Origin of the sequence: Tropicimonas sp. IMCC34043 (assembly GCF_003390845.1) — a bacterium.
GTDB lineage: Bacteria > Pseudomonadota > Alphaproteobacteria > Rhodobacterales > Rhodobacteraceae > Tropicimonas.
In genome coordinates this window covers 96,426-115,844 of record NZ_QMEK01000003.1, presented here as the reverse complement: position 1 = coordinate 115,844, position 19,419 = coordinate 96,426, and the positions used below count along the sequence as shown (strand labels likewise).

The following is a 19,419-nucleotide window of genomic DNA, read 5'->3' as shown; positions in this document are numbered from 1 at the left end:
GGTAGGGTAAATCGCCCGAGCGGGCCAGAGCGTTTGGTGCTCGCCGCCTCCAGGCCGAACCTGAAGTTACTACAAGGCCCGATAATATGATGCGTGGTGGGCGCATTCATATTATCGAGCCCTGCCAGAACTCATTTCAAGCTCGTATTTCTGCAAAATAAAAGATGACGCGGAGATGCCGCTAATCGCTCGGCTTGAGCATCTCGATCAACCACATGTTTTTGCCATCGCGCATTCGGCGCCGCAGAACTCGATCCTGGGCAGGCTGATCAAGCAGCCGGCTGAGAACAATGCCAATGCCTTGGGCTGTCCTACCACTACCAGATGGGAAAACGGTACGAACCAGATCGTCCCACGCTCGGTCTCCCAAACAGCGCTCACGTACATCTGCAGATGTAAATTCTTCCCCCTGGAAATGTGCCTGTAGAAAACTCAGGAGTTCGCCCGTATGCTCCACATGTGTATCGGCAGCCATGCCAGATTGAAGGAAGGCTAGCGGATCGACAAGATCCAAATCCGGCATCAGTTCTGCAATCGCAGCAAGAGGGTCGCGAACAAGACGAGACCACTGCTCATAACTTGCGAAATTCCGTCGTGACACGCATACGGCCTTTGCGGCTCTGGTGAGTGTCAGAACAGCTGTGATGATGTCGTGCCGCCGTTTCAACGCCAGGTCTTGCGGAATGAAGTCGTAGGCTTTGGTCAGATCCGCCGTAGAGCTTGGCTTCAACCGGATTGGAATATGCCGTCTGGCCATACCATTTCCGAAACTGAGATTGCGGCCATTGATCACCAGGAGCGCCCGGTTAGGCAGGTGCTTGTTGATTTTGCTCACGCCAAGAATTCGCCCGGAGATGCGTGCAGCCGTGGCATAGCTAGAAAGCACCGAACTTTGAACATTCTGATCGGCGTTGTCGAAGTGAACGAAACGGCTCCCCTGCATCAGATGTGAAAACAACACCTTTTCAAGCTCGACAGACGTTTCAGGAAGCGACTGACAATCAGGGACTTCTCCTGTCGCGATCGCTCCGAGTGCAGTCGCCAGGTACGATTTTCCCGCTCCCAGACTGGGAGAGGTGATTGCGATGACTGGCGCAACAGGGACGGCGGGTCGCAAAACTGATGTCATGACAGCTGCAAGAACTGCACTGCGCCCCTGGGTGTGGTTTTCGAACTGAAAGTGAGTGAATGGCAAAAAGCATGTTTCAACGGCCTTTCGCAGGTCCTCTTCGGAAGGCACCTTAGGAACATCAAACAACGCCGGATCCTTCGTCAGAAACAACCCAGCCTTGTCAATGTAGCCGGGCATTTCGGGCAAAATGCCGTCCTCATCAGGCAGCGGATAATCGATGATTGATTCCAGCGGCTTCAGCTCACTCGGCACCAGGTCAAGAATCTGTTTAATCTGCCGGATCGGCATCTGTTTAGCCTTGTATTCTCCCTCTGCATTTTGAGTCATGAGGTCAACGTGTCGCGATATCTCGAAGTCCAGAAGAGGCTCAGTCAGAATGCTTACGCGATTATTTCTCAGCAAGGCTGCGGCCTCACCCATGCAAAAGAAACGCTCTGTGGCTTTCATCTGGTTGATACAGCGCAAAACAATCTCTGAAGGGTTGCGCTCATTCCAAATGAGCCTTTTCCGACATACATTCGGCTCGTCCGCGCTTGAGAAAAGTCTGTAAGTCATTCCGCCATGTGCCAGCGAATGGAGCGTGGGCGTCGCGCTCTTCAAAAACAGCTTACCCACCACACTTGAGCTGTTATAGTCAGGCTCAAGCGGATCCAGTGTCTGGCAGCCATTAAATTTCTCGCGATCATCAAGAATGTGACGAACCGTAAAAACCGATGTTTCTTTTTTCCCTTTCTCGATGACCTGAATTTCGAAGTCACCCGCGAGTTCCAGCTTTCGAGCGGCGCGATCAAGTGTCTCGCGGAGCGCCGTGGGCGCTGCGGAGGTACGCGACTGCATTGACTGCTGGCGCATCTGCATCCACCCCTCGCGAACGGCGGCAGCTTCACGCTTTTTATCCTGCAGGGCACGGTTCATTGCCTCGCCAGCGCGCTGCAAAATCTGCTCGTCAGTCGCGATCAGATCGGCTGTGATGAAACTTTCGATCCGCGTCATTGCAAATACTCCGGCGATCCACGACGCTGCTCGAGCCCCGGGCCCGTGACGGCGCCGGCGGCGAAGTCCAGCCGAGACGGCTGGTAGACCGCATTGTCGATTAGAGAATTTTTCAGGAGAGCCCCTGACTTCGAGACCTTCACAAAACCATGCCCTGAAGCCCAAAGGCGCTGCCAGATTGCTTCCGAAATGTCGGGGATGTCCGACCCGCGGTCGACGGGCATGTAAATGCGTTGCCCGCGCAAGCCCGTGAGATTTTTGCCATCTGTAGTATAGATGTAGCTGGACGACGATGGCATCCAAATCTTCGGGATCTCCCGCAGCTTCGGACAGGCGGCAATAAGCACATCTAGCGCCTGTCGCTGGCTAACACTTTCCGCCTCCGAAGGCGGATCGATGTCGATCATCAGAATTGAAGGGCCATCGGACCAATGGAAGTGCTCATTGGTACGCGTCAGCGTTTCCGCCTTGGCATCCTGAGAGAGTTTGTCGAATGCGTCTTTTGTCACGACGGCAGCCGATGTCGTCCCTTTGGGCAGACCATATGCCAAGGCATCACTTTCCCGCAACTGAGTCAGCTCACCGATGAAATCATAGAACGTGGTGATTTCACGAACCACCGCGAAGCCCCGTACCATGTGTGCGCTGACGCTTTTCGCCAGCTTCCCGTTCTTGAGCTCATATTGCTTGCTCAGGATAGTCGGCTTATGAGAAGTGATGCGCGTAAACCGCAAGCTCATGCCATTCCTCCGTTTCTGAATGTCTCGAGCTATTTTTGCGGCCCGACCCCAGGCAGACAACTGGCCGAACTGTCGGAAATGTGGATAACCTCTTATATTTACATCGACTTTTGAATTATAGAATGGGATTTTCGGCATGCGGCGCCAGAGGCCCTGACGCAGCTGTTAAAGGTAGGCATGCATAAGCTTTCCGGAATGCGATATTGCCTATAACTCATTCTAGGAAATATTATTTCTCAGATTTGCTGTGGCCGTGGTCTGCGCTCAGAGATGTAGGAGCCGAAACAGGATTCGCCTGACTCCAATAATAAGGTGGCACTTGTGCTCGGAGGTCTCACTACCTGGCCTAGTGGATCACAACTATCTTGTCGGCAAGGTCAAGGCCCGTCAGGTGGAATTCTGCCTGACCATATTACCCCAGGAGGTGCGTCGACGAGCAAACAACAAGTTTCCTGGAGCCTCGAGTCATCGCGACGTAGAGGTTCTTCCTGTTTTTCAGGGCATTGCGGTCGAAGTCGCTGGCATCCAAGATGACCGCTACATCGCCCTCGAGCCCCTTGAGCAGGAGCGGACTGCCCACTGCTTTCTTCGGGAGGAGCCGCCCGAGGATGCGTTGCTGTTCACGGATGCGCTTGGCGGCGTCCAGAAAGCCCACATTGGGACCGGACGATCGGAGAGCCTTGATGCAAGTGCGCAGGATCTCCGGCCGGAAAGTTCGAGTACCCTGCGTGGCCTCTAGTGCATCGAATAGGGCGATAAGGGATTCTGCATCCCCAACTTCCCGGTATTTGATGGCCGCAAGTTCGTGCGCCTCGGGTGGCGTCCGGTTTCGATCAGCGGCAATCGTTGTGGCTCGGAGAGCAATGCTCTGCCGGTCGATCCCCGTCATGACCGCGAAAGCGAAGTCGAGTGCGGCTTCGAGGTTCCCTGGGGCGACGAGATCCATCTCGCTCGCGAAGTCCGTAACGTCTGCGAGATCAACAGCCTCGACGGTTACAGCGCCAGGTGTTTGCTTTGCTAGCCTCCGCTGCAGACCTTTTTGTGTTCCTCCCGTCATAATTAAGACCTCCCCTCCGGCTTGCGGAGACCGAGTGAGGCAGGCAAGGCGTTGCTTTTCTTGATCGTTCGTACCGTCCAGATGGACCCAGTCGACATCGTCGGGCGCAGTTAGCAGGTCGATCCGATCACCAGCCTTCAACGTGCGACGCGCCTCGAGCAGCCAGGTCCCGAGCTCATGTGCGCCGGCATTTTCCCATCGCCATGGCCGCGTCAGTTCCGCGACCAATGGAAAAGTGCCGAGAACGTCGGCTTCCCAATTTGGGTGGTGGCCCCGCCAGTTGAAAATTTCCTGCATCGGATCGCCGAGGATGACGGTAGGCAGAATGGTTGCGAGATGACAGACCACGGAATGCTGATCGGGGTCACAGTCCTGATACTCGTCGACGATGACCCGGCTGTAGCTTGCGGAAAGCACTTCGTCGATATGCCGACCGGAGAGAAAATGCGCGATTGCCGTCTTAATCGCCGGGTAATCTCGTCTGGCATCCTCGAGGTCGAGGTGAGCGGGAGCGATCCCGGATCGCGCAGGAAAGGTCTTCAGAATGCGAAGGGCCCAGCCATCGATCGTCGACAGCCGGTATCGATCTTGCTGCACCCGATGTCTCGACAACCGATGCCGGAGCGCAGCGACCCCCGCGTTCGTGTGTGTTAGGACAAGTACGGGTTTTTTTTCGGAATGTCGGCGCAGGGCCGAGACGATCAGCTCGGTCTTTCCGCAACCTGCCGGTGCCTCTACCGCACCCTTAGCGACCTGAAGAAGGTCGAAGTCATCTGGCATTCAAGCACCATCTTCGAATGGAGTTGATCGACTTTCGAAACTCCGGGTCCAAGTTCGCGGCCCTCGGAGCGATGACATCTCGGGCGACGCGCTCCATGGTCGAGATGTTCTTAAACCAACCCTTACCAGAGGCTTCCCCGAGCGCGTGACGAGAAGCATGACTGAGTTCGTTTGCTTTAACTTCGGCCCGGACGGTGGCCAAGGTAACCTTGTTTCCGGAGACGGTCTTGAGCTGATCGTTGATCGACTGTTCCCCTCGCTCTTCCAATGCGATGTCCAAGAGCGGGCTCACGGCGTCTGGTGGAATGGAGTCGAAAATTTCCACCTCAATCTTCTTGCCATCCCGCCAAGTAATGACGCACCCGCCGTCCAGTTGGAAGTCGCACTCCTTCACTTCAGATGGGCGCTTGTCATCGTCCCGGAAAAGAGCGGATCGGTAGCCGAGGGTGCAGAAGGCCTGCGCTCGGCTGAGCATCTGATCGCCACCGCCTCCCCCATCGACAAGGCATGCCCCAGCCGAGTGCAGCGTGGGCTTTCCTTGGTCATCGCACCACTGGTCGATCCCACGAACAAACCCGACCTCTGTAGCACCTTCGCAGACCAAGATAGATTTGGCGAGAAATGCCTCTGGGAAGAGGCGTGCCGTTCCCTGCAGCTCAAGATGATCCCTAGCTCTTTTCAGTTCTGGGCCATGATTGCCCTGCCGCGCGATTGTCAGAGGTATCAGGCCGAGTTCCCGAACAACCACCGGCGAATGACTGGTCATAAATACCTGGAGGGAAGGCTCGGGGTCCTTCGCGCCGAGCGCATTCAGAAACTGGATGATCCGGTGTGGCTCGAGCCCGTGTTCTACCTCATCGACCAACACGATCGCCGATCCCGCAGCGGCCTCCTTCTGCAAACCGGCTATCAGGAGGCGAGTCGATCCGATACCCATTCCCTTCAAGGGGATGCCGTCCGCATTGTGTAGAGAGATCGTTCCGGCCGACACGGATACCGAATGCGCGTCCAGTTCAGCATGGAGGTCGTTCCCGTCTCCAATCCCCAACCCGTCAGCGACTTTCTTGACCTTTGCCAGCCCTTCCAACAGCTGCTCGTCCGCAGTGTCACCGAATTGTGCCCGGGCGTCCCGCGCCGCTGCGAGAAGGACTGCAGATGCGTCGGCTTTCTCACGGGATAGCTTGTTCAAGACGGACCCACGCCGCCATGAAAGGTTCACGTCCGAATACGAGCCAATCCGTGTCGGGGCGATGTCCTGCCGATCGGACCAAGCGAGGTAACGCTCGCTCCCGAGTACTGCCGCTCGCTCGGAAACCAGTGTCCAGACCGGCTCAAGATCCGCGTCCACCGTCAACCTGAGGCACAAAACCGTTTCGAGACCTGCCTGCGGCTCGTCCTCTACTTCTCCGCTTGCGTCGTCGAAGCCGCGTAGAAAGAGGCCGTAGGTATCGAGCGCCTTCAACTGGTCGGACAATGCGCCAAGCGTAATGGTTATCTCGATCGGAGCATCGACGGCGAGATCGGTGAAGTCCGCGTCGGTGAACTGGATCGTGCGCCTCGCCCCCATGCAGAGATCAATGGCGTCGAGGATGGTCGACTTGCCGCTGTCGCCGGGGCCCACCAAACAGTTGATCCCGGCAGTAGGAAGCCAGGAAAGGGATCTGATACTCCTGAAATTGAGGATATCGAGTTTTCGAATTTGGGCCATGCTATCCGCGCAAGTTATGTCATCATTTTTTTGCCCTCCGGATAACGGAAAGCGCTATGCTCTTTAAACTGCATTGATGCTATTGCATCCATCTCTTAATAGCGGCGAGCGCGCCGACACTTTTTTAGGCTTGCCGGATTTCCGTTTCGAAATCTATCGAAGTCATCCGCTTTTTGATTCTATCCGCTGCCTCAGCTCGTCACCTAATTCCTCGACCAAGTCTGCAAATTTTTGCGCCGATCGCTCTCGAACAATTAGGCGTTGCCCTACGGCGTAGGTCTTGTCGCCGCTTCGATCAATGTAGTCCTGATCTACGATTCCCTGCTGATGCGCGAGAAGATGGCGCTGCTGGAAGTAAATCTTGAGTTGGTCAAGTTTGGCCTGGTCGATCAAATCGACATAGGCATGTCCGATCTCCGCCTTCCACAAGTCTGAACCCGCATCGAGCTTCTGGAAGGCATTGCGGCGGGCCGTCTTGCCGCTCTGACGTTCATACAGCTGCTCGTTCAGCCTCTGGAACGACATTACCGTGTCCTGGATCGCCTTTTCCAGAAGCGTGCGGATCATCACCTCGGCCTCATCTGGGCCGAGCGTGTTCCGTAGGGTTTCGCCAAGTCCCGCAGCGGTGCGGATCGTGTTCAGGGTTTGCGTAAAGGTATGGCTTGCAGAGTTCTCCCCACAGCTCGGACAGAAGTACGCAGCGCCAACGTAGGAGTAGCGGCAACCACAGCTCTCGCAGGAGGTACGTAGCCGCATGGGCTCCGCTGCCGCTACTGGCACAAGCACAGTGTCCCTGCCGCCCTTCACGTCAAGGGTAATACTCAGGAAGGAATGGCGGTTTTGGCGACGCTTAGACGCCGCAGCATCCGCTCTCATAGCCGTGTTCATGGAATTGGCGATGGTGCCGAGGGCGTAGTCTCGCGCGGCCTCGAGCTGGGCTCTGGGGTGCCACGACTTTGCAGGGGCGACATGCCCGCAGGATGGACAAAATACCTCCTCATCTCGAACCATGTTCGACCAGTCGTCACCGTGGACCTTGAAGAGGAAAAGGCACGGTTCAGATGGACATTCCTTGTCGAGATACCCTTCGGAATCGGCCTCGATCGGGACGGATATTTCCTTCATCCGCCCAAGCCTTTCGAGCTCCCGTTGAAGATTCTTGAATATTGGGTACGCCTTTAATGGTGTTTTCAGAACCGAATACCACCGCCGACAAACTCCGGTGCCAAGGGGATTGAGTTATCGTTCAATCGCTTACGGAGCGTATCACGATCTGGAAGCGTAAAGTCATAGGGGCTTGCAAGCTCCCTTTCGACAGCCTGAGCCAGACTGGTCAATTCACCGGACAGCTTCACAAGACCCTCCCATTTCCCTGCGTCATCCAAAATTCGCCGCGTTCCATCCGGCGTCATGAGTGACGTCGCCCGAACATAATCACGAGACAACTCATCAAGCCAACGCTCGACGCCTGACAGGATCATCAGGTCTCTTGCGACCAAATGCGTGATGTAGTGGTCGGGGCAATGGTAGATCAGGCTGCCGATGTCGTAGCTGCTGAGTGCAATTTCGGCCTCTGCATCGTTCTTAACGTTTTTGGCCAAACGGATACCCATACGGCCCCCCTCATTGGTTCGGCTGGCTTTCGCGGTGATCTCGGCAATATAGATGAACGGATAGTTGGTGATGTGCTCGCGCGTGTACTTGTTCACGATCTCGATGCCGCGCTGTGCTTCTTCGAGCGTCCGCTGATAGTGTTCCGTGTCCCACCAGTTCGCTGGAACCACATCGACTTTTCGCCGAAAGGCACCATCCGAAAGCTGAATGGATTTTGCTGGCGTCTTGTCGACAGTCGCTCCCCAGAAGCGGCGCTCCAAGACTTCTTCTGATTTTGCTCTGAGAAGCAGGACGTCCTCAGCCACCGAACCGACGCCCGAATACGGGAGATAAGACTTTAAGCTGCCTTCACAGTATTGCCGACGAAGGCAGACACCTTCGATGACGAGCAGGTCCACATCACTGACCCCACGGATATGGACATTCAGGGGGACCGAACCCTGAAGCCGAAAGGCGGGATACAGCCCTTCTGAGGAAAGGCCGTCTTTCATGTTCCGCTCAACCTTCTCCGCTTCTTCGTGCGAAATCTGGGTAGATCGCGGGTCAACCTCCTGCATCGCACCGAGGGCATATTTCGTCGCCTTGCTTGTCGCGCGTTTCTCGTAAGCCTCGCCAAAACCTTGGGAGTTAAGAACGATGTTCTGATCGTCCATCCGTCGCGAACGCATACGCGCCAGTCGTTCATCAAAATTACGCGGCATCGGGCACGCTCCTCTTTAAAGTCATGGTTCCATGCGTGAAGCGGCCGCCACCGTTGAAATAACAGCCCTCCGCTGTCTGAAGGTCAGGTTCGAATAGGAGTTCGCAGTGGCCTATATGGGCCTGAAGCTCCGGCTCTCCCGGTTTCGGCTGGTTTCTGTAACTGTAGATGAGCCTGTACCGGCGACCTTCCGGGACCAGAGCCGCCGAGATACTGTGCGATCCGCTCTGTGCCGTACGGAGGCACACGAAAATCTTCTCATATTTCTGGGTAATCTCGACCTGACCGGACCATTGCCATTTCGGCTGATGGTCTTGGTCGTAGGAAACGCCATCAAGCGACCACGTTCCGGAAACATCCGGGATACCAACAGCGGAGCGAACTCCCCTCCAGCGCCATCCAAACCTGTCGAATACGAAGAACATCATTCCGAAGACTGCGGCCCCTGTCACCGGCCAGAAGATGATCTCTGGCAAACTCAGGTATCCGGCATCACGCGCTACGGTCATGAGAAGGCCCGCGCCAACAGCTATGGCACCGGCAATCGTTCCCGCGAAGAAGGCTATGTACATACCGATCTTGGATCGGCTGTGACCAACGACTGAGTATTCGTGCTCGGACAAGACGCGCCTTTCGGATTTGGCTCATCTTGAGATTCGAGCCTCTTAGGTCACCATATACAGCAGTATTCAGCTCAATTTTCAACGAATAGCATGAATATATTCACTTTTTGTTCTTTTGCAGGAGGTCCGCCGCCGCCGCCCGCGCCTGACGGCGCTCCAGCGGAGGATGTTTTTGGTAAGATGAAGTCAGATCCGATGATCTGGCTCCGTCGCATCCGCGACCTGCTCCAGGATCATGGACGGCACAACATCGATCCCACGAGCAAGAATTGTTAGTTGCACGACGTCGATCCGGGTTCGGCGGAAACCTCCCCGCCGATCGGTCGGTTTTCGTCATGCACTACCCAATCCCCCCGTCTTCGCTCTGCCGATCAACGACGTGACTACCGTCGACATTCCGGATGCGGGGGTGAGCCTCACCATCTCCGGACGCTTCCCGACGTCCGGCTCGGTCACCGGTGCCTTCCTCACTGCCCCGGCTATGTCGGCGGCGTGGTCGAGGATCAAGCCGGGCATCGGTTCGGTCAGCGTTTCCCGCGCTTCCTCAGGCAACGTCTGTCAGTGCGGCGCCGGGACCAGATCGGCGTCGCTGGGGCGAGTGAACAACTCGAGCTGTTGTGGTGCTGGTCGGCGTGGCATTGGAATTGCCTGTTGGGAGCTTGATGTTGCGCTCGAAACTGGAATTTGCGATGCGCCATTTCGTACGCTGGCCGCATCGTGCAGCAATCCCGACGACCGTGGCCTGGATAACTTTATCCGGTAAGGGGCAACTCTCGCCGTGAGCTGATTTGCGCAACAGGGCCACATTCCGGGGTCCCGCCCGTAATCCGGGAGAGGTGATTTCTGGATGGTAAATGTGTCGCGATGCCTCGACCATCGTTCAGGAATGAAAAGGCCCATCGCTTGAGGGGCCCTTTGTCTCACAGAGCACACATTATCCGGGATAATGTAAGCTGTGTGCATCATCCGTCGCTCGCGATTTCGAAAATCACTTCGCCAAACGGCGTCATGAAGATGCTCAAGATCGCCGCCGTGATGATCGAGAGTGCCGCCTCGACGGAGAAGCCTCCGGCGAGCATGTAGAGCACGGCCATGATCGCCACCGGGATAGCGTAAATCGCCGCTGACATGTGGAGCAGGAAGCTCACGCCGATAAGAACCTCGGTAATGCCCCAAGTCCGATCGGTCGTCGAAGCATGCGTGAAGGCGTGCGCGGCGGTTGCCAGAACGGCCGACATCAAGGCGATCAGACCCCAGGCAACAGGGCCCAGCCCGGTGTGCAGGAAGTCGCCCCAGTCGGTGACAGACGAGATGATGCCGACTCCGGACATCAAGATGAGTCCGACATGCGCGAGCATAAAGATGTAGGTCATGGTGCTGTCCTCTCTGTCCACGGCGTCATTCGAAGAGCCCGAATCCGCCCGTCCATCCCGCGAGCAGAACGAGGATGGCGAGCGGGCCGCAGAACAACTCGAAGCTCAGCATCTCAAGCGTTGCGCCGCCGACCATCGTGCCGAGAGCGAACATGATGAGTACGGGCACGAAGTATACGCCGACGCCTCCGATCAGACATGCGAGCGGGAAGATACCCGGAATCAATGCGATGCTGTCAGCAATGCAATGAAAGCGGTAGAGCATGGCAACGCTCGTGATGCATGCGAGCAGCATCAGGATCGCCCACCCGGAATGGCCGATCGGTCCGCTATGCATTACAGACCAGGTAGTATACGCCCCGATCGCGCAGAAAAGTCCGGCCCAGCCGACTGCGATGTATGCGATTTTAATAAGAAAATTCATGTCTTTGCCTTTCGCTAGTGCAGTACGGGGCGGCGCGAGATCGCCTCGAATTCGTCTTTCAGTCGACCGAGCGCCCTCAAGCTCATTTTCCCGGACTCAATACGGAGACACACTTCCTCGATGGCCTGAGCATCGGCGCCGACGGGGCCGAGCTGAGCGGTCACGACTTGCCTGAGCCCCTGGCCGCGCGGGGCCTCAAGCCGGAAGATCTTCATTCTGTCACGAATGGGATCCGGGACCCGACCAAGGTCATTGGCCGTCCCGATCCAAGAAATCCATGAGAGATCGATGCTTCCCTGGAGGAAGGGGCACACGAAATCCCGCGCCATATCGCGTTGCAGGAGCGGGAGTAGCGCTTCCACGGGGTCGCCGCCGCTCGTCGCCCCGGCTTTGTCGATTTCATCTAGCACGATCAACGGATTAGCGTGATCGCTGGTACCGAGAGTCCGGACAGGGATTCCCGGAGCCGAGGATCGCCAAACGAACTCAGTACCACTGATATCGAACGCGGAACTCCGGGCAGACATGTCGATCCTTGCGGTTTTAAGCCCAACAATATCGCCGAGCATCCGTGCGATGTGCGTCTTTCCGCAGCCCGGCGGGCCCACCAGCAAAAGCGGCGGGAAGCCGACTCGCCTCCGCTCATCGTCAATATTTAGTAGTTGATACTCCCGCAGCCACTGGATATGCTCTGCAAGCCAGGGCGCGGCGGCGTAGAGATCGGCGAAAACCTCATCGATCTCGTGCCTGTCTTTCCAGCCTTTGATTAAATACTTGCTCGACAAACGCTTCCGGATTTCGCTGCGACCGCGCTCATCTTTGTCCTGGACAGAGTTGCTGGACGGGGCGGTGTAGATCGTGATTTTATCAGGATCCAGCGCTTTGACCGGATTGAGATCCGGATTGCCAAGCCAGTCCAGCGCCCCTCCGTCGATTTCGCGGTGCTGCTGTTCCGCAAACGCATCAAGTCGTCGATCCCGAAGGTCGCCGACGATCCAGTCAAGAGACTGCTTAAACGCCCATTCCCGGAGCTTCACGAATTTATACAAGCTGCGGCCACCGTTCGGGAGCTTGCTGTGCAGCCACGCCCAGCTGTCGACCACATTGAGAAACGCGCGATTTTCTGTATCCCGGAGTTCTGCCGCGACGGCGCGCGACAGCCGAGGCGACTGCCACAACTGGTACTTTTCCCGGACCTGCTCTTCGCGGGTCTTGGTGCGCGACGGGACGATGTCTTTGAGCTCGTCGTCTGGAATGGCGTGCCGCGCCCGATAGAGAGCGAGGGCGACAACCCGGACATGCCGCCAGAAAGGCGAGATCGGACATTGCTTGGACATGTTGGGCTCCCCCCTTTTCCGGAGATTTTCTTGGTAGGAGTCTCGGGAGTTGAACCCGACCGTTCACGCTCATCTGGCGCCTTCGGGGGTATAAATCCCGACCGCACACCGGTGCTGACTCCCGTAACTTACTAGATGACGATGATGGATTTCTGTCTGATCTCATACATCTGCCTATCCACCTCCGCGATGTCAGGAAAAACGCTGATCGTAAGGCTTCCGCCGACCGCGCTGACATCGATGATCACAACGCCGGATTCCGGGTTTTCCCGGACATATGCATCAAGCCAGATGCACGCTTCCTTCAGCGACGGCACATGAGCATCTGCGATCAAAATGCCCGACTCAAAGTACCGAAGCGGCTGGAAAACATGCTCATACTGACGCGCGAGAGCGAGCGCGAGGGGCGACCAAGACATGGGATTTGACCTTCTGTTATCCGCACAAATCAAGCTGGGGCGTGCGGTGTCTCAATATGCATGACGATGACCCGGAGTCCGGGTCAGGGGGTCACATGCATATGATGAGCTTGTAGGTCATAGGCCAAGGCTACCCGGACACCCGCGGGAAGGTCAACCCGGAAAATGCGCGTTGACTCCACAAATCAAACAATCATACAAATCTCGTACAGCAGGAGGCACACATGACTGATGCAAATGAAGAGAGCTTTAACCCGGAGGATTACGACGGGCCCGAGATGAACGACCAAGCGCTATCCGACTTGCTTGTTCCTGATCTTTTCCGGAAAGCCCTTGATCGAGCCGGAATTAATCAGTCCGAACTTGCGCGGCGATCCGGCCTGACCCGGGAAGCGATTAGCAGGTATGCGACCGGTCGGACCCCGATCCCTGATGCTAAGCTCATCATGATCGCGCAGGCGCTCGAGACGCAGCCTTCCCGCATCGTGCCCAAGAGGAAGAACCTGGACGGCATCCCGCCGCGCGGTCCCGATGACCCGGAGTTCATAATACGCCCAGGCTCAAGGCCCGGACTCGTTCGGCTGGAGATTGCCGCAGAAATTGAGCTTGAGACAGCGACAAAAATCGTCGCGATGATGACTAAGAAGAAACCACATGACGAAGACGACTGAAGATAGAGCACCATATCTTGTATGGCCAAAGGGTAAGGCTAGCTGACAAATCCGGGACAAACGGCGGTACATCTCGACCGGAGCAACCCGGAAGGCGGACGCCGATGCGGCGCTGTTCGAATACGTGAAGCGGCGCGACGAGGACGCGCAGAAAGCGGCCGCCGGCTCGATGGCGTCTACCACTCTCCGGAATATTCTAGACACCTGGGCCGACAAGCGGCAGCGTGAGAATCCTGGGACGTGGGAGAAAAAGAGGAAATACGTCTACAAGACGATCTACGGAAAATCCGGGAAGCTCCTCCTTCATGCGGTCGATCAAAAGTGGGCGGACTGGTACGAGCAGGAACGCTACGAAGACGGCGTTGAAGAGCCGACTGTCAGGCAAGAGCTGTCGACCGTGCTCTCCGCTTGGCGTCTTGCCAGGAACGCAACCCCACCGCTGACTAACCTCCCGGTCCCGGAGATCGATCTGCCGCCGGCTTCTGATCCGCGAGAGCATTTCATCTCGAGAGCGGAGGCGGACCAACTGATCGCGGCTGCCAAGAAGGACTACCTCCGCCTCTTTATCCGGCTGTGTCTTGCGACCGGTGGCCGGCACACCGCGATCCTGCAGCTAACCTGGAGTCGCGTTGATCTGGAAAAGGGCACGATCGACCTGCGCAATAAGCCGGATCGAGATGCAACTTTCGAACGCGACGAGCGCGGTCGTCGGAAACGTGCCGCGCGCCAGAAGCCACGGGCGCATGTGAGGGTGGAGGGCCTTATCCTTGACGAACTCCGGGCGGCGCGAGAGCGGGCGGCGTCCCAATTCGTCATCGAGCATTCCGGGAACGGACTCGGGTCCGTTCATCGCGGCTTCAAAGCGGCAGTCATCCGCGCCAGTCTTGATCCGGACAAAGTGACCCCCCACGTGCTCCGACACAGTGCGATCACTTGGCTGGTCCAAGATGGCGTCGAGCTTTACAAAGTCGCCGGATTTGCTGGGCACTCATCTATTCGTATGATCGAACAGGTATACGGTCACCATGACCCAGCATTTCAAGGTCCGATCTCAAAGAGCCTGGCGCAGAGCTGATCCTGCAGCCCTCCCGTTCGGGAGGGTTTTCTTTTGAGAGCATACTGCAAGGGAGTTGCCCGAATACCGCGCGGTAACATTCGGCGGAAAATCATCTCCACAGAAGCGAAACATGAGCTCCGGAAGGCTACGTTCGCGTAGATCGCCCAGGCGCACAAATCCGCGCCAAAACGGAACTTACTCAGGAAAAACAATTACCTAAAGGGGGTGCTGGGTGCTTTTCTCTCTCAGCGAGCTTGACCGAGTGGTCGAAGGCGCTCCCCTGCTAAGGGAGTAGGCCCGGAAGGGTCTCGTGGGTTCGAATCCCATCGTCTCCGCCATCAACTCAATCTATAACCATGATATTGCAGGGCGTTGTTGCAGAACTCACGTCTGAGACGTGAGATCCCTTTGGTCCCTCGGGTTCAGGCCACGCGAACGATCTCGGCTGTTCCGAGGGCCGCAAAGCGGTTCATCAGCGCGATGCGGATCTGGATTTCGGCGGTCTGGCGATCCGGGTCTCTTGCGGCGATGCGTTCGCCAATGGCCTTGAGGCAACGCATCTTCGCTTCGATCCGGCTTCGGACGTGGTATCCGGTTCAGCGCTTCCAGAAGTCGCTAGGGCATTTATTCAATGGCTAGTCAGGCATTTGAGCGGAGATCCGCCAAACGACGAAAGCTAGAAATTCTACGACAACGCCACGCGTTCGAATTGTCAGGCGGATACTCAACGGCCGTTCGGTTGCTCGGTGATGAAGCGCATCCGATATTCGCTCGGGCTGATGCCGAGCCGTTTCCGAAAATGGTGCCGCAGTGTATGGGAGCTGCCAAATCCCGACGCCAGCGCCACGGCTTCCATATTCGCCTGCCCCTGACATAGCAGCCGTTGCGCTTCACCGACGCGTTCGGCCACGAGCCAATCCCCCGGCGTCTGTCCCGTAGCCTCGGAGAACCGACGCAGGAACGTTCGGACACTCATACGACATTCCCCGGCCATACGTTCGACGCTCCAGCTCACCGCCAGATTCGCGCGGACATTCTCCAGAAGCGGGGTGATCTCCAGACCTTCCCGGAGCGCAACCGGGCGCTCAAGGAATTGGGCTTGGCCTCCCATGCGATGCGCGGGCATCACCAAGCGCCTAGCCACGGAATTTGCAGCCGTCGCGCCGAAGTCCTGCCGGATAATCTCTATCATAAGGTCGATGCCGGCAGCACTTCCGGCTGACGTGTAGATTCGATTGTGTTCGCGATAGAGCGAGGAGTCATCAACCTCGATCTCGGGATAGTGCGCACGGAGTTTGTCCGCATATCGCCAATGTGTCGTCGCAACTCCACCGGAAAGCAGCCCCGTCGCCGCCAGGACAAAAGCCCCGGAACAGATGGATGCGAGCCGCGCGCCCCCTTCATGGGCGGCTCGAAGCTGCCGACAAAGCGCATCGGGAACCGGAATGTCAGCCGCCTTCCAGCCGGGAACGACTACGATGTCGGCCTTTTGCAACATCTCCGGGCCATGGTCAGCCATTATGACGAAGCCGCCGTGTGCGCGCATCGGCCCTTCATCCACCGCACAGCTTGCGAAGCGATACCACCCGGGGCCCATCTCCGGGCGAGGGAGGCCGAAGATTTCGGCCGCGATCCCGAACTCGAAGGTGCAAAGACCATCGTAAAGCAGGGCGACGACGAGGGGGCCGGTGCGGTTTGGCATAATATTTACGTATAATGTCATTCTCGCCAATTGCAAGCCTGGGGCCGCTTCGGACAGATAGACAACGAAAGGAGATCAAACATGACAACATCCGTCACCGCTATCCCGCCGGCCCCAAGCGCGGAGGCCCGCGAGCACTTCGCGGCTGAACTCTCATTTGAAACTGACTGCTGGGACATGCACGAAGCCCTCGAAAAAGGAGCCGATTTCGTCCTGCTGGACGTGCGCAGCCCGGCCCTGTTCGCTAAGGGCCACATTCCCGGAGCGATCAACCTCCCCCATGGAAAGATTGTGCGGTCCAAGATGGCGAACTGGCCGGAAGAAACGATCTTCGTGACCTACTGCGCCGGCCCACATTGCAATGGTGCGGCGCGTGGTGCGCTGCGACTTGCCGAGTTGGGGCGGCCGGTCAAAATCATGGCAGGGGGTGTAACCGGCTGGCTGGGCGAAGGCTTCGATCTCGTTTCGGATGAAGCCGAGTGACGAACCTGATCAGGAAGGCTCTGCCGTCGGACGGTGTGCCGTTGCTGGATTTGATCCGGCAACACGCAGCTTTCGAGCAGGCGACCGCGCATGTAGGCGAAGGCGATCTCGCTCTTGTTTTGGATACGCGGGAGCCTCCTACGCACCTGATAGTGGCTGAGGAACACGGCGAACTTACGGGCTATGCCGCTCTCACATTCGACTATGCGCTCTGGAGCGCCAGCCGCTTTGCCTACCTCGATTGTCTGTTCGTTTGTGCCAATGCGCGCGGTCGAGGCATAGGAAAGCTGCTCTTTGACCATGCCTGCAACATGGCGGATGAGGCAGGCGCACAAAGTATAGAATGGCAAACTCCTGCGTCTAACGCCGATGCGATCCGCTTTTATGAACGCGAAGGTGGGACCGGCAAAATCAAGATGCGGTTCAGCAAGAACTTGTCGACGTAGGTGTCGCACCAATGCCTACATCTGCTCGATTTTAATATCCGACTGTCGCAGCGTTTGAAATTCAAGATTTCTATGATGCCGCCAGTTTGAAGGCAGAGGGCTGAATTTCCAATTGTTCCACCATGACGTCTAAAAAGGCACGTACCTTCGGCGATAGCCGACGCCTGTTCGGCCAGACCAGGGAGAGTATGCCGAACCAATGTAAGTGGTGAGCACAGGGACGAGTGTACCCGCAAGGATATGGCGTTTAGCGACATAGACGGGCAGATGGGCTAATCCCAGGCTCATCGAGAGCGGCACGCGTAGCTGCATCCATGTTGTTGAAGGTGACACTCTTGGTAGGACTAGTCCGTCGTCCGGGGGGGGGGCGAAAGCCCAGCGTGCCACACGGCCGCGCGACGGGTACTTGGACACCGCGTTGAGCCGGCTCTCAGTGGTTCGACGGTCAAGATGACGACATCATCTAATCGTCGCTGTAGGTTATAGTTCGGCCGGCTCGCAGTCGCTTTGTGAGCTCTGGGCCATGAAGCATTCAGTGAGCAGTTGGCAGCGATGCTGAAAGTAGTGAGGCGACAGTGCAGATCAGAAAAGCAGAACCTGACGATAGGCAGCATTGGGAAACGCTTTGGCGTGAGAACTGCGCACATTTCGGTGCGACGAACATGAACACGTCTGTGGTCGACGCGCTTTGGTGCCGTATCTTGGATGCCGAGCACACCATGGATGCCTGGCTTGCCATGGATGGTCAAGAATGCGTGGGATTGGCCCACACGATACTTCACCCCCATACCTTCACGTTACGGCCAGTCTGCTATCTGGAAGACCTGTGGGTGAGTCCGGCTGCACGAAGTCAGGGTGTCGCAACCAACCTGATCTCCCATCTTTCACAAATTGGAGAAAAAGAAGGTTGGCGTCGCTTGTACTGGGAAACGGCGAGTGACAACGCTGTAGCAAAACGGCTTTACGATCGCCTCGCCTCGCCACGACCCGTCGCAATTTACGAGATCGCGCTTAACGTCTAGAAAATTTGGGCAGCAAGTGTCTGTTCAGAACGAGGTCTAACCATGTCACCTCGATCTAAAATCCTGTTCAGCGACGATTTCGATGATCCGGTACTCAATGTTCAACATTGGCTCCCGTTCTATCTCCCGCATTGGAGCGAAAAGTCGCGGAGTGCCGCGCGGTATAAGATCCAGGATGGCTAAACGTGCCGTGACCGCCGCCATGCACGAAGCCGGGACCGGGTTGAAGGCCGCGTGGCGGTTGCAGGTCACAGGCGCCGGGCTCGGCACACGCCTTTGCGATACCATTACCAGCACCGCGCCGAGATCGAGGCGGTCGTTCAGGGTTCCACCGGGGCCGACCGGCTCCGCATAGCACCTACAGTTGTGCGCCTGACCCGGATGCCCGCCTGCGGGCGGCTCGTCCCGGCGGAACACCTGATCGTCGTACTCTGCATGGCTGTCGCGGACCTTGGCATCATCCTGTGATCGCCAGATGTAACGGTCGATGCCAAGGTCGCGCTGCCGAAGCTGGTAGATCAGGCCCGCGAAAGCCCGAAGGATGCGTTCTTCCATCGCTGCCCGCAACGGTCGCAGGCGCTGGGGGTGGCCGTGTCCATCGCCACCAGATCGACAAGGATCCATGCCGCTTCAGCAAGGCCCTCGCCATTGGGCTCGAACCAATGGCGCCTCAATGGCTCGATAGTCGGACCAGTTCGTGGTGCGGTAGCGGGTGACGGAAGGCTTCGGCATGTGACAGACCTAACCCTCAGGATTCTCAAACTGAATCCCGATCCCCGAGAAGTGCAACAAGGCCTTTTCTCCTCTTTCCGCGCCGCAGGGACTTCGGAAGCGTACCCTTCAGGACGCCGTTCCTGAACCCGGCCTCGATCCCGTCGGCGTCGACGTCGTCGGCAGCCGGAAAGGACGGTGGAACGCGCCGCAGCTGCGCTCGGAGACCTGGCGCTCTGCGAGAAGATCCTTCGTTGCGTCATCCATCTCGATACCCTCCTGTGATCCGGTCACCCGACCCCATGCCGACCGCAGTCGGCGGGGGGTCCCCCCGTGCGCCCCGGCGAAAGCCGACATCGCCGCCCGCGCCGATCGGCCCGGGCGGCAGGAGCATCAGGGCGCCATTCCTCGCGCCCGCATTGACAGG

The 19,419-nt window shown here is 57.4% G+C and carries 18 protein-coding genes and 1 pseudogene; 5 read left to right on the top strand and 14 right to left on the bottom strand.

All coding sequences use genetic code 11. The annotated features are described in order from the left end of the window. Positions 1 to 181 precede the first annotated feature (181 nt). The 11 genes from DQG17_RS13045 to DQG17_RS12990 form a co-directional block, all read right to left on the bottom strand. On the bottom strand, positions 182 to 2,125 hold the full coding sequence (locus DQG17_RS13045; RefSeq protein ID WP_116133292.1) for a hypothetical protein: 1,944 nt from the start codon (positions 2,123 to 2,125) through the stop codon (positions 182 to 184). After that, positions 2,122 to 2,865, bottom strand: a complete 744-nt coding sequence (locus DQG17_RS13040) for a hypothetical protein (protein WP_116133291.1) — start codon at positions 2,863 to 2,865, stop codon at positions 2,122 to 2,124. Before DQG17_RS13040 ends, DQG17_RS13045 begins: the two co-directional genes overlap by 4 nt. 412 nt (positions 2,866 to 3,277) lie before the next feature. Further along, positions 3,278 to 4,702: a UvrD-helicase domain-containing protein gene (locus DQG17_RS13035; protein WP_116133290.1), complete on the bottom strand. Its 1,425-nt coding sequence runs from the start codon at positions 4,700 to 4,702 to the stop codon at positions 3,278 to 3,280. Next, positions 4,692 to 6,410, bottom strand: coding sequence for an ATP-binding protein (locus tag DQG17_RS13030; protein ID WP_116133289.1), 1,719 nt, complete (start codon positions 6,408 to 6,410; stop codon positions 4,692 to 4,694). The genes DQG17_RS13035 and DQG17_RS13030 overlap by 11 nt, the downstream gene beginning before the upstream one ends. 162 nt (positions 6,411 to 6,572) lie before the next feature. Then, positions 6,573 to 7,535: a hypothetical protein gene (locus tag DQG17_RS13025; RefSeq protein WP_198666115.1), complete on the bottom strand. Its 963-nt coding sequence runs from the start codon at positions 7,533 to 7,535 to the stop codon at positions 6,573 to 6,575. Positions 7,536 to 7,600: 65 nt separating this feature from the next. Next, a complete protein-coding gene (locus tag DQG17_RS13020; RefSeq protein WP_116133287.1) occupies positions 7,601 to 8,725 on the bottom strand; it encodes a hypothetical protein in 1,125 nt (374 codons plus the stop codon). Then, positions 8,715 to 9,149, bottom strand: a complete 435-nt coding sequence (locus tag DQG17_RS22155) for a hypothetical protein (RefSeq protein WP_369908042.1) — start codon at positions 9,147 to 9,149, stop codon at positions 8,715 to 8,717. The genes DQG17_RS13020 and DQG17_RS22155 overlap by 11 nt, the downstream gene beginning before the upstream one ends. Before the next feature lie 1,160 nt (positions 9,150 to 10,309). Further along, positions 10,310 to 10,720 carry a hypothetical protein gene (locus tag DQG17_RS13005; RefSeq protein ID WP_116133284.1) on the bottom strand — a complete coding sequence of 137 codons (411 nt, stop codon included), beginning with the start codon at positions 10,718 to 10,720 and terminating at the stop codon, positions 10,310 to 10,312. Between the two features lie 25 nt (positions 10,721 to 10,745). After that, positions 10,746 to 11,144 carry a hypothetical protein gene (locus DQG17_RS13000; protein WP_116133283.1) on the bottom strand — a complete coding sequence of 133 codons (399 nt, stop codon included), beginning with the start codon at positions 11,142 to 11,144 and terminating at the stop codon, positions 10,746 to 10,748. A gap of 14 nt (positions 11,145 to 11,158) precedes the next feature. Further along, entirely contained in the window at positions 11,159 to 12,481 is a 1,323-nt protein-coding gene (locus DQG17_RS12995) for an AAA family ATPase (RefSeq protein WP_116133282.1), read from the bottom strand. Between the two features lie 131 nt (positions 12,482 to 12,612). Continuing rightward, positions 12,613 to 12,900 carry a hypothetical protein gene (locus tag DQG17_RS12990; protein ID WP_116133281.1) on the bottom strand — a complete coding sequence of 96 codons (288 nt, stop codon included), beginning with the start codon at positions 12,898 to 12,900 and terminating at the stop codon, positions 12,613 to 12,615. A 224-nt stretch (positions 12,901 to 13,124) separates the two neighbouring features. Here DQG17_RS12990 and DQG17_RS12985 point away from each other — a divergent pair, with 224 nt between their 5' ends. Both DQG17_RS12985 and DQG17_RS12980 read left to right on the top strand, forming a co-directional pair. Continuing rightward, positions 13,125 to 13,571 (top strand): helix-turn-helix transcriptional regulator, encoded by a 447-nt coding sequence (locus DQG17_RS12985; RefSeq protein WP_116133280.1) that lies wholly within the window; start codon positions 13,125 to 13,127, stop codon positions 13,569 to 13,571. Positions 13,572 to 13,695: 124 nt separating this feature from the next. Continuing rightward, the gene (locus DQG17_RS12980) at positions 13,696 to 14,646 is read left to right on the top strand and encodes a site-specific integrase (RefSeq protein ID WP_116133279.1); all 951 of its coding nucleotides are present in this window, start codon (positions 13,696 to 13,698) and stop codon (positions 14,644 to 14,646) included. A gap of 404 nt (positions 14,647 to 15,050) precedes the next feature. Here DQG17_RS12980 and DQG17_RS12970 read toward each other — a convergent pair. Together DQG17_RS12970 and ftrA are read right to left on the bottom strand one after the other, a co-directional pair. Beyond that, a pseudogene (locus DQG17_RS12970) lies at positions 15,051 to 15,224 on the bottom strand (IS5/IS1182 family transposase); the annotation flags it as partial. A 128-nt stretch (positions 15,225 to 15,352) separates the two neighbouring features. After that, positions 15,353 to 16,330 carry a transcriptional regulator FtrA gene (gene ftrA / locus DQG17_RS12965; protein WP_198666114.1) on the bottom strand — a complete coding sequence of 326 codons (978 nt, stop codon included), beginning with the start codon at positions 16,328 to 16,330 and terminating at the stop codon, positions 15,353 to 15,355. 81 nt (positions 16,331 to 16,411) lie between these two features. Between ftrA and DQG17_RS12960 the strand changes: the two genes are divergently transcribed. The 3 genes from DQG17_RS12960 (at position 16,412) to DQG17_RS12950 (ending at position 18,281) form a co-directional block, all read left to right on the top strand. After that, a complete protein-coding gene (locus DQG17_RS12960; protein WP_116133277.1) occupies positions 16,412 to 16,813 on the top strand; it encodes a rhodanese-like domain-containing protein in 402 nt (133 codons plus the stop codon). After that, the gene (locus tag DQG17_RS12955) at positions 16,810 to 17,259 is read left to right on the top strand and encodes a GNAT family N-acetyltransferase (protein ID WP_198666113.1); all 450 of its coding nucleotides are present in this window, start codon (positions 16,810 to 16,812) and stop codon (positions 17,257 to 17,259) included. Before DQG17_RS12960 ends, DQG17_RS12955 begins: the two co-directional genes overlap by 4 nt. Before the next feature lie 575 nt (positions 17,260 to 17,834). Next, positions 17,835 to 18,281 (top strand): GNAT family N-acetyltransferase, encoded by a 447-nt coding sequence (locus tag DQG17_RS12950; RefSeq protein WP_157973607.1) that lies wholly within the window; start codon positions 17,835 to 17,837, stop codon positions 18,279 to 18,281. 45 nt (positions 18,282 to 18,326) lie between these two features. Here DQG17_RS12950 and DQG17_RS22150 read toward each other — a convergent pair whose 3' ends face one another. Continuing rightward, entirely contained in the window at positions 18,327 to 18,836 is a 510-nt protein-coding gene (locus DQG17_RS22150; protein ID WP_198666112.1) for a phage minor head protein, read from the bottom strand. Between the last annotated feature and the right edge of the window lie 583 nt (positions 18,837 to 19,419).

Bases quoted from the DNA above. Each gene is read 5' to 3' on its own strand.
- DQG17_RS13040 (WP_116133291.1), bottom strand. From the start codon at position 2,865: ATGAGCTTGCGGTTTACGCGCATCACTTCTCATAAGCCGACTATCCTG.
- DQG17_RS13030 (WP_116133289.1), bottom strand. From the start codon at position 6,410: ATGGCCCAAATTCGAAAACTCGATATCCTCAATTTCAGGAGTATCAGA.
- DQG17_RS12960 (WP_116133277.1), top strand. From the start codon at position 16,412: ATGACAACATCCGTCACCGCTATCCCGCCGGCCCCAAGCGCGGAGGCC.
- DQG17_RS22155 (WP_369908042.1), bottom strand. From the start codon at position 9,149: ATGTTCTTCGTATTCGACAGGTTTGGATGGCGCTGGAGGGGAGTTCGC.
- ftrA (WP_198666114.1), bottom strand. From the start codon at position 16,330: ATGCCAAACCGCACCGGCCCCCTCGTCGTCGCCCTGCTTTACGATGGT.
- DQG17_RS13000 (WP_116133283.1), bottom strand. From the start codon at position 11,144: ATGAATTTTCTTATTAAAATCGCATACATCGCAGTCGGCTGGGCCGGA.
- DQG17_RS12995 (WP_116133282.1), bottom strand. From the start codon at position 12,481: ATGTCCAAGCAATGTCCGATCTCGCCTTTCTGGCGGCATGTCCGGGTT.
- DQG17_RS12985 (WP_116133280.1), top strand. From the start codon at position 13,125: ATGACTGATGCAAATGAAGAGAGCTTTAACCCGGAGGATTACGACGGG.
- DQG17_RS13025 (WP_198666115.1), bottom strand. From the start codon at position 7,535: ATGAAGGAAATATCCGTCCCGATCGAGGCCGATTCCGAAGGGTATCTC.
- DQG17_RS12990 (WP_116133281.1), bottom strand. From the start codon at position 12,900: ATGTCTTGGTCGCCCCTCGCGCTCGCTCTCGCGCGTCAGTATGAGCAT.
- DQG17_RS13020 (WP_116133287.1), bottom strand. From the start codon at position 8,725: ATGCCGCGTAATTTTGATGAACGACTGGCGCGTATGCGTTCGCGACGG.
- DQG17_RS13005 (WP_116133284.1), bottom strand. From the start codon at position 10,720: ATGACCTACATCTTTATGCTCGCGCATGTCGGACTCATCTTGATGTCC.
- DQG17_RS13045 (WP_116133292.1), bottom strand. From the start codon at position 2,125: ATGACGCGGATCGAAAGTTTCATCACAGCCGATCTGATCGCGACTGAC.
- DQG17_RS13035 (WP_116133290.1), bottom strand. From the start codon at position 4,702: ATGCCAGATGACTTCGACCTTCTTCAGGTCGCTAAGGGTGCGGTAGAG.
- DQG17_RS22150 (WP_198666112.1), bottom strand. From the start codon at position 18,836: ATGGAAGAACGCATCCTTCGGGCTTTCGCGGGCCTGATCTACCAGCTT.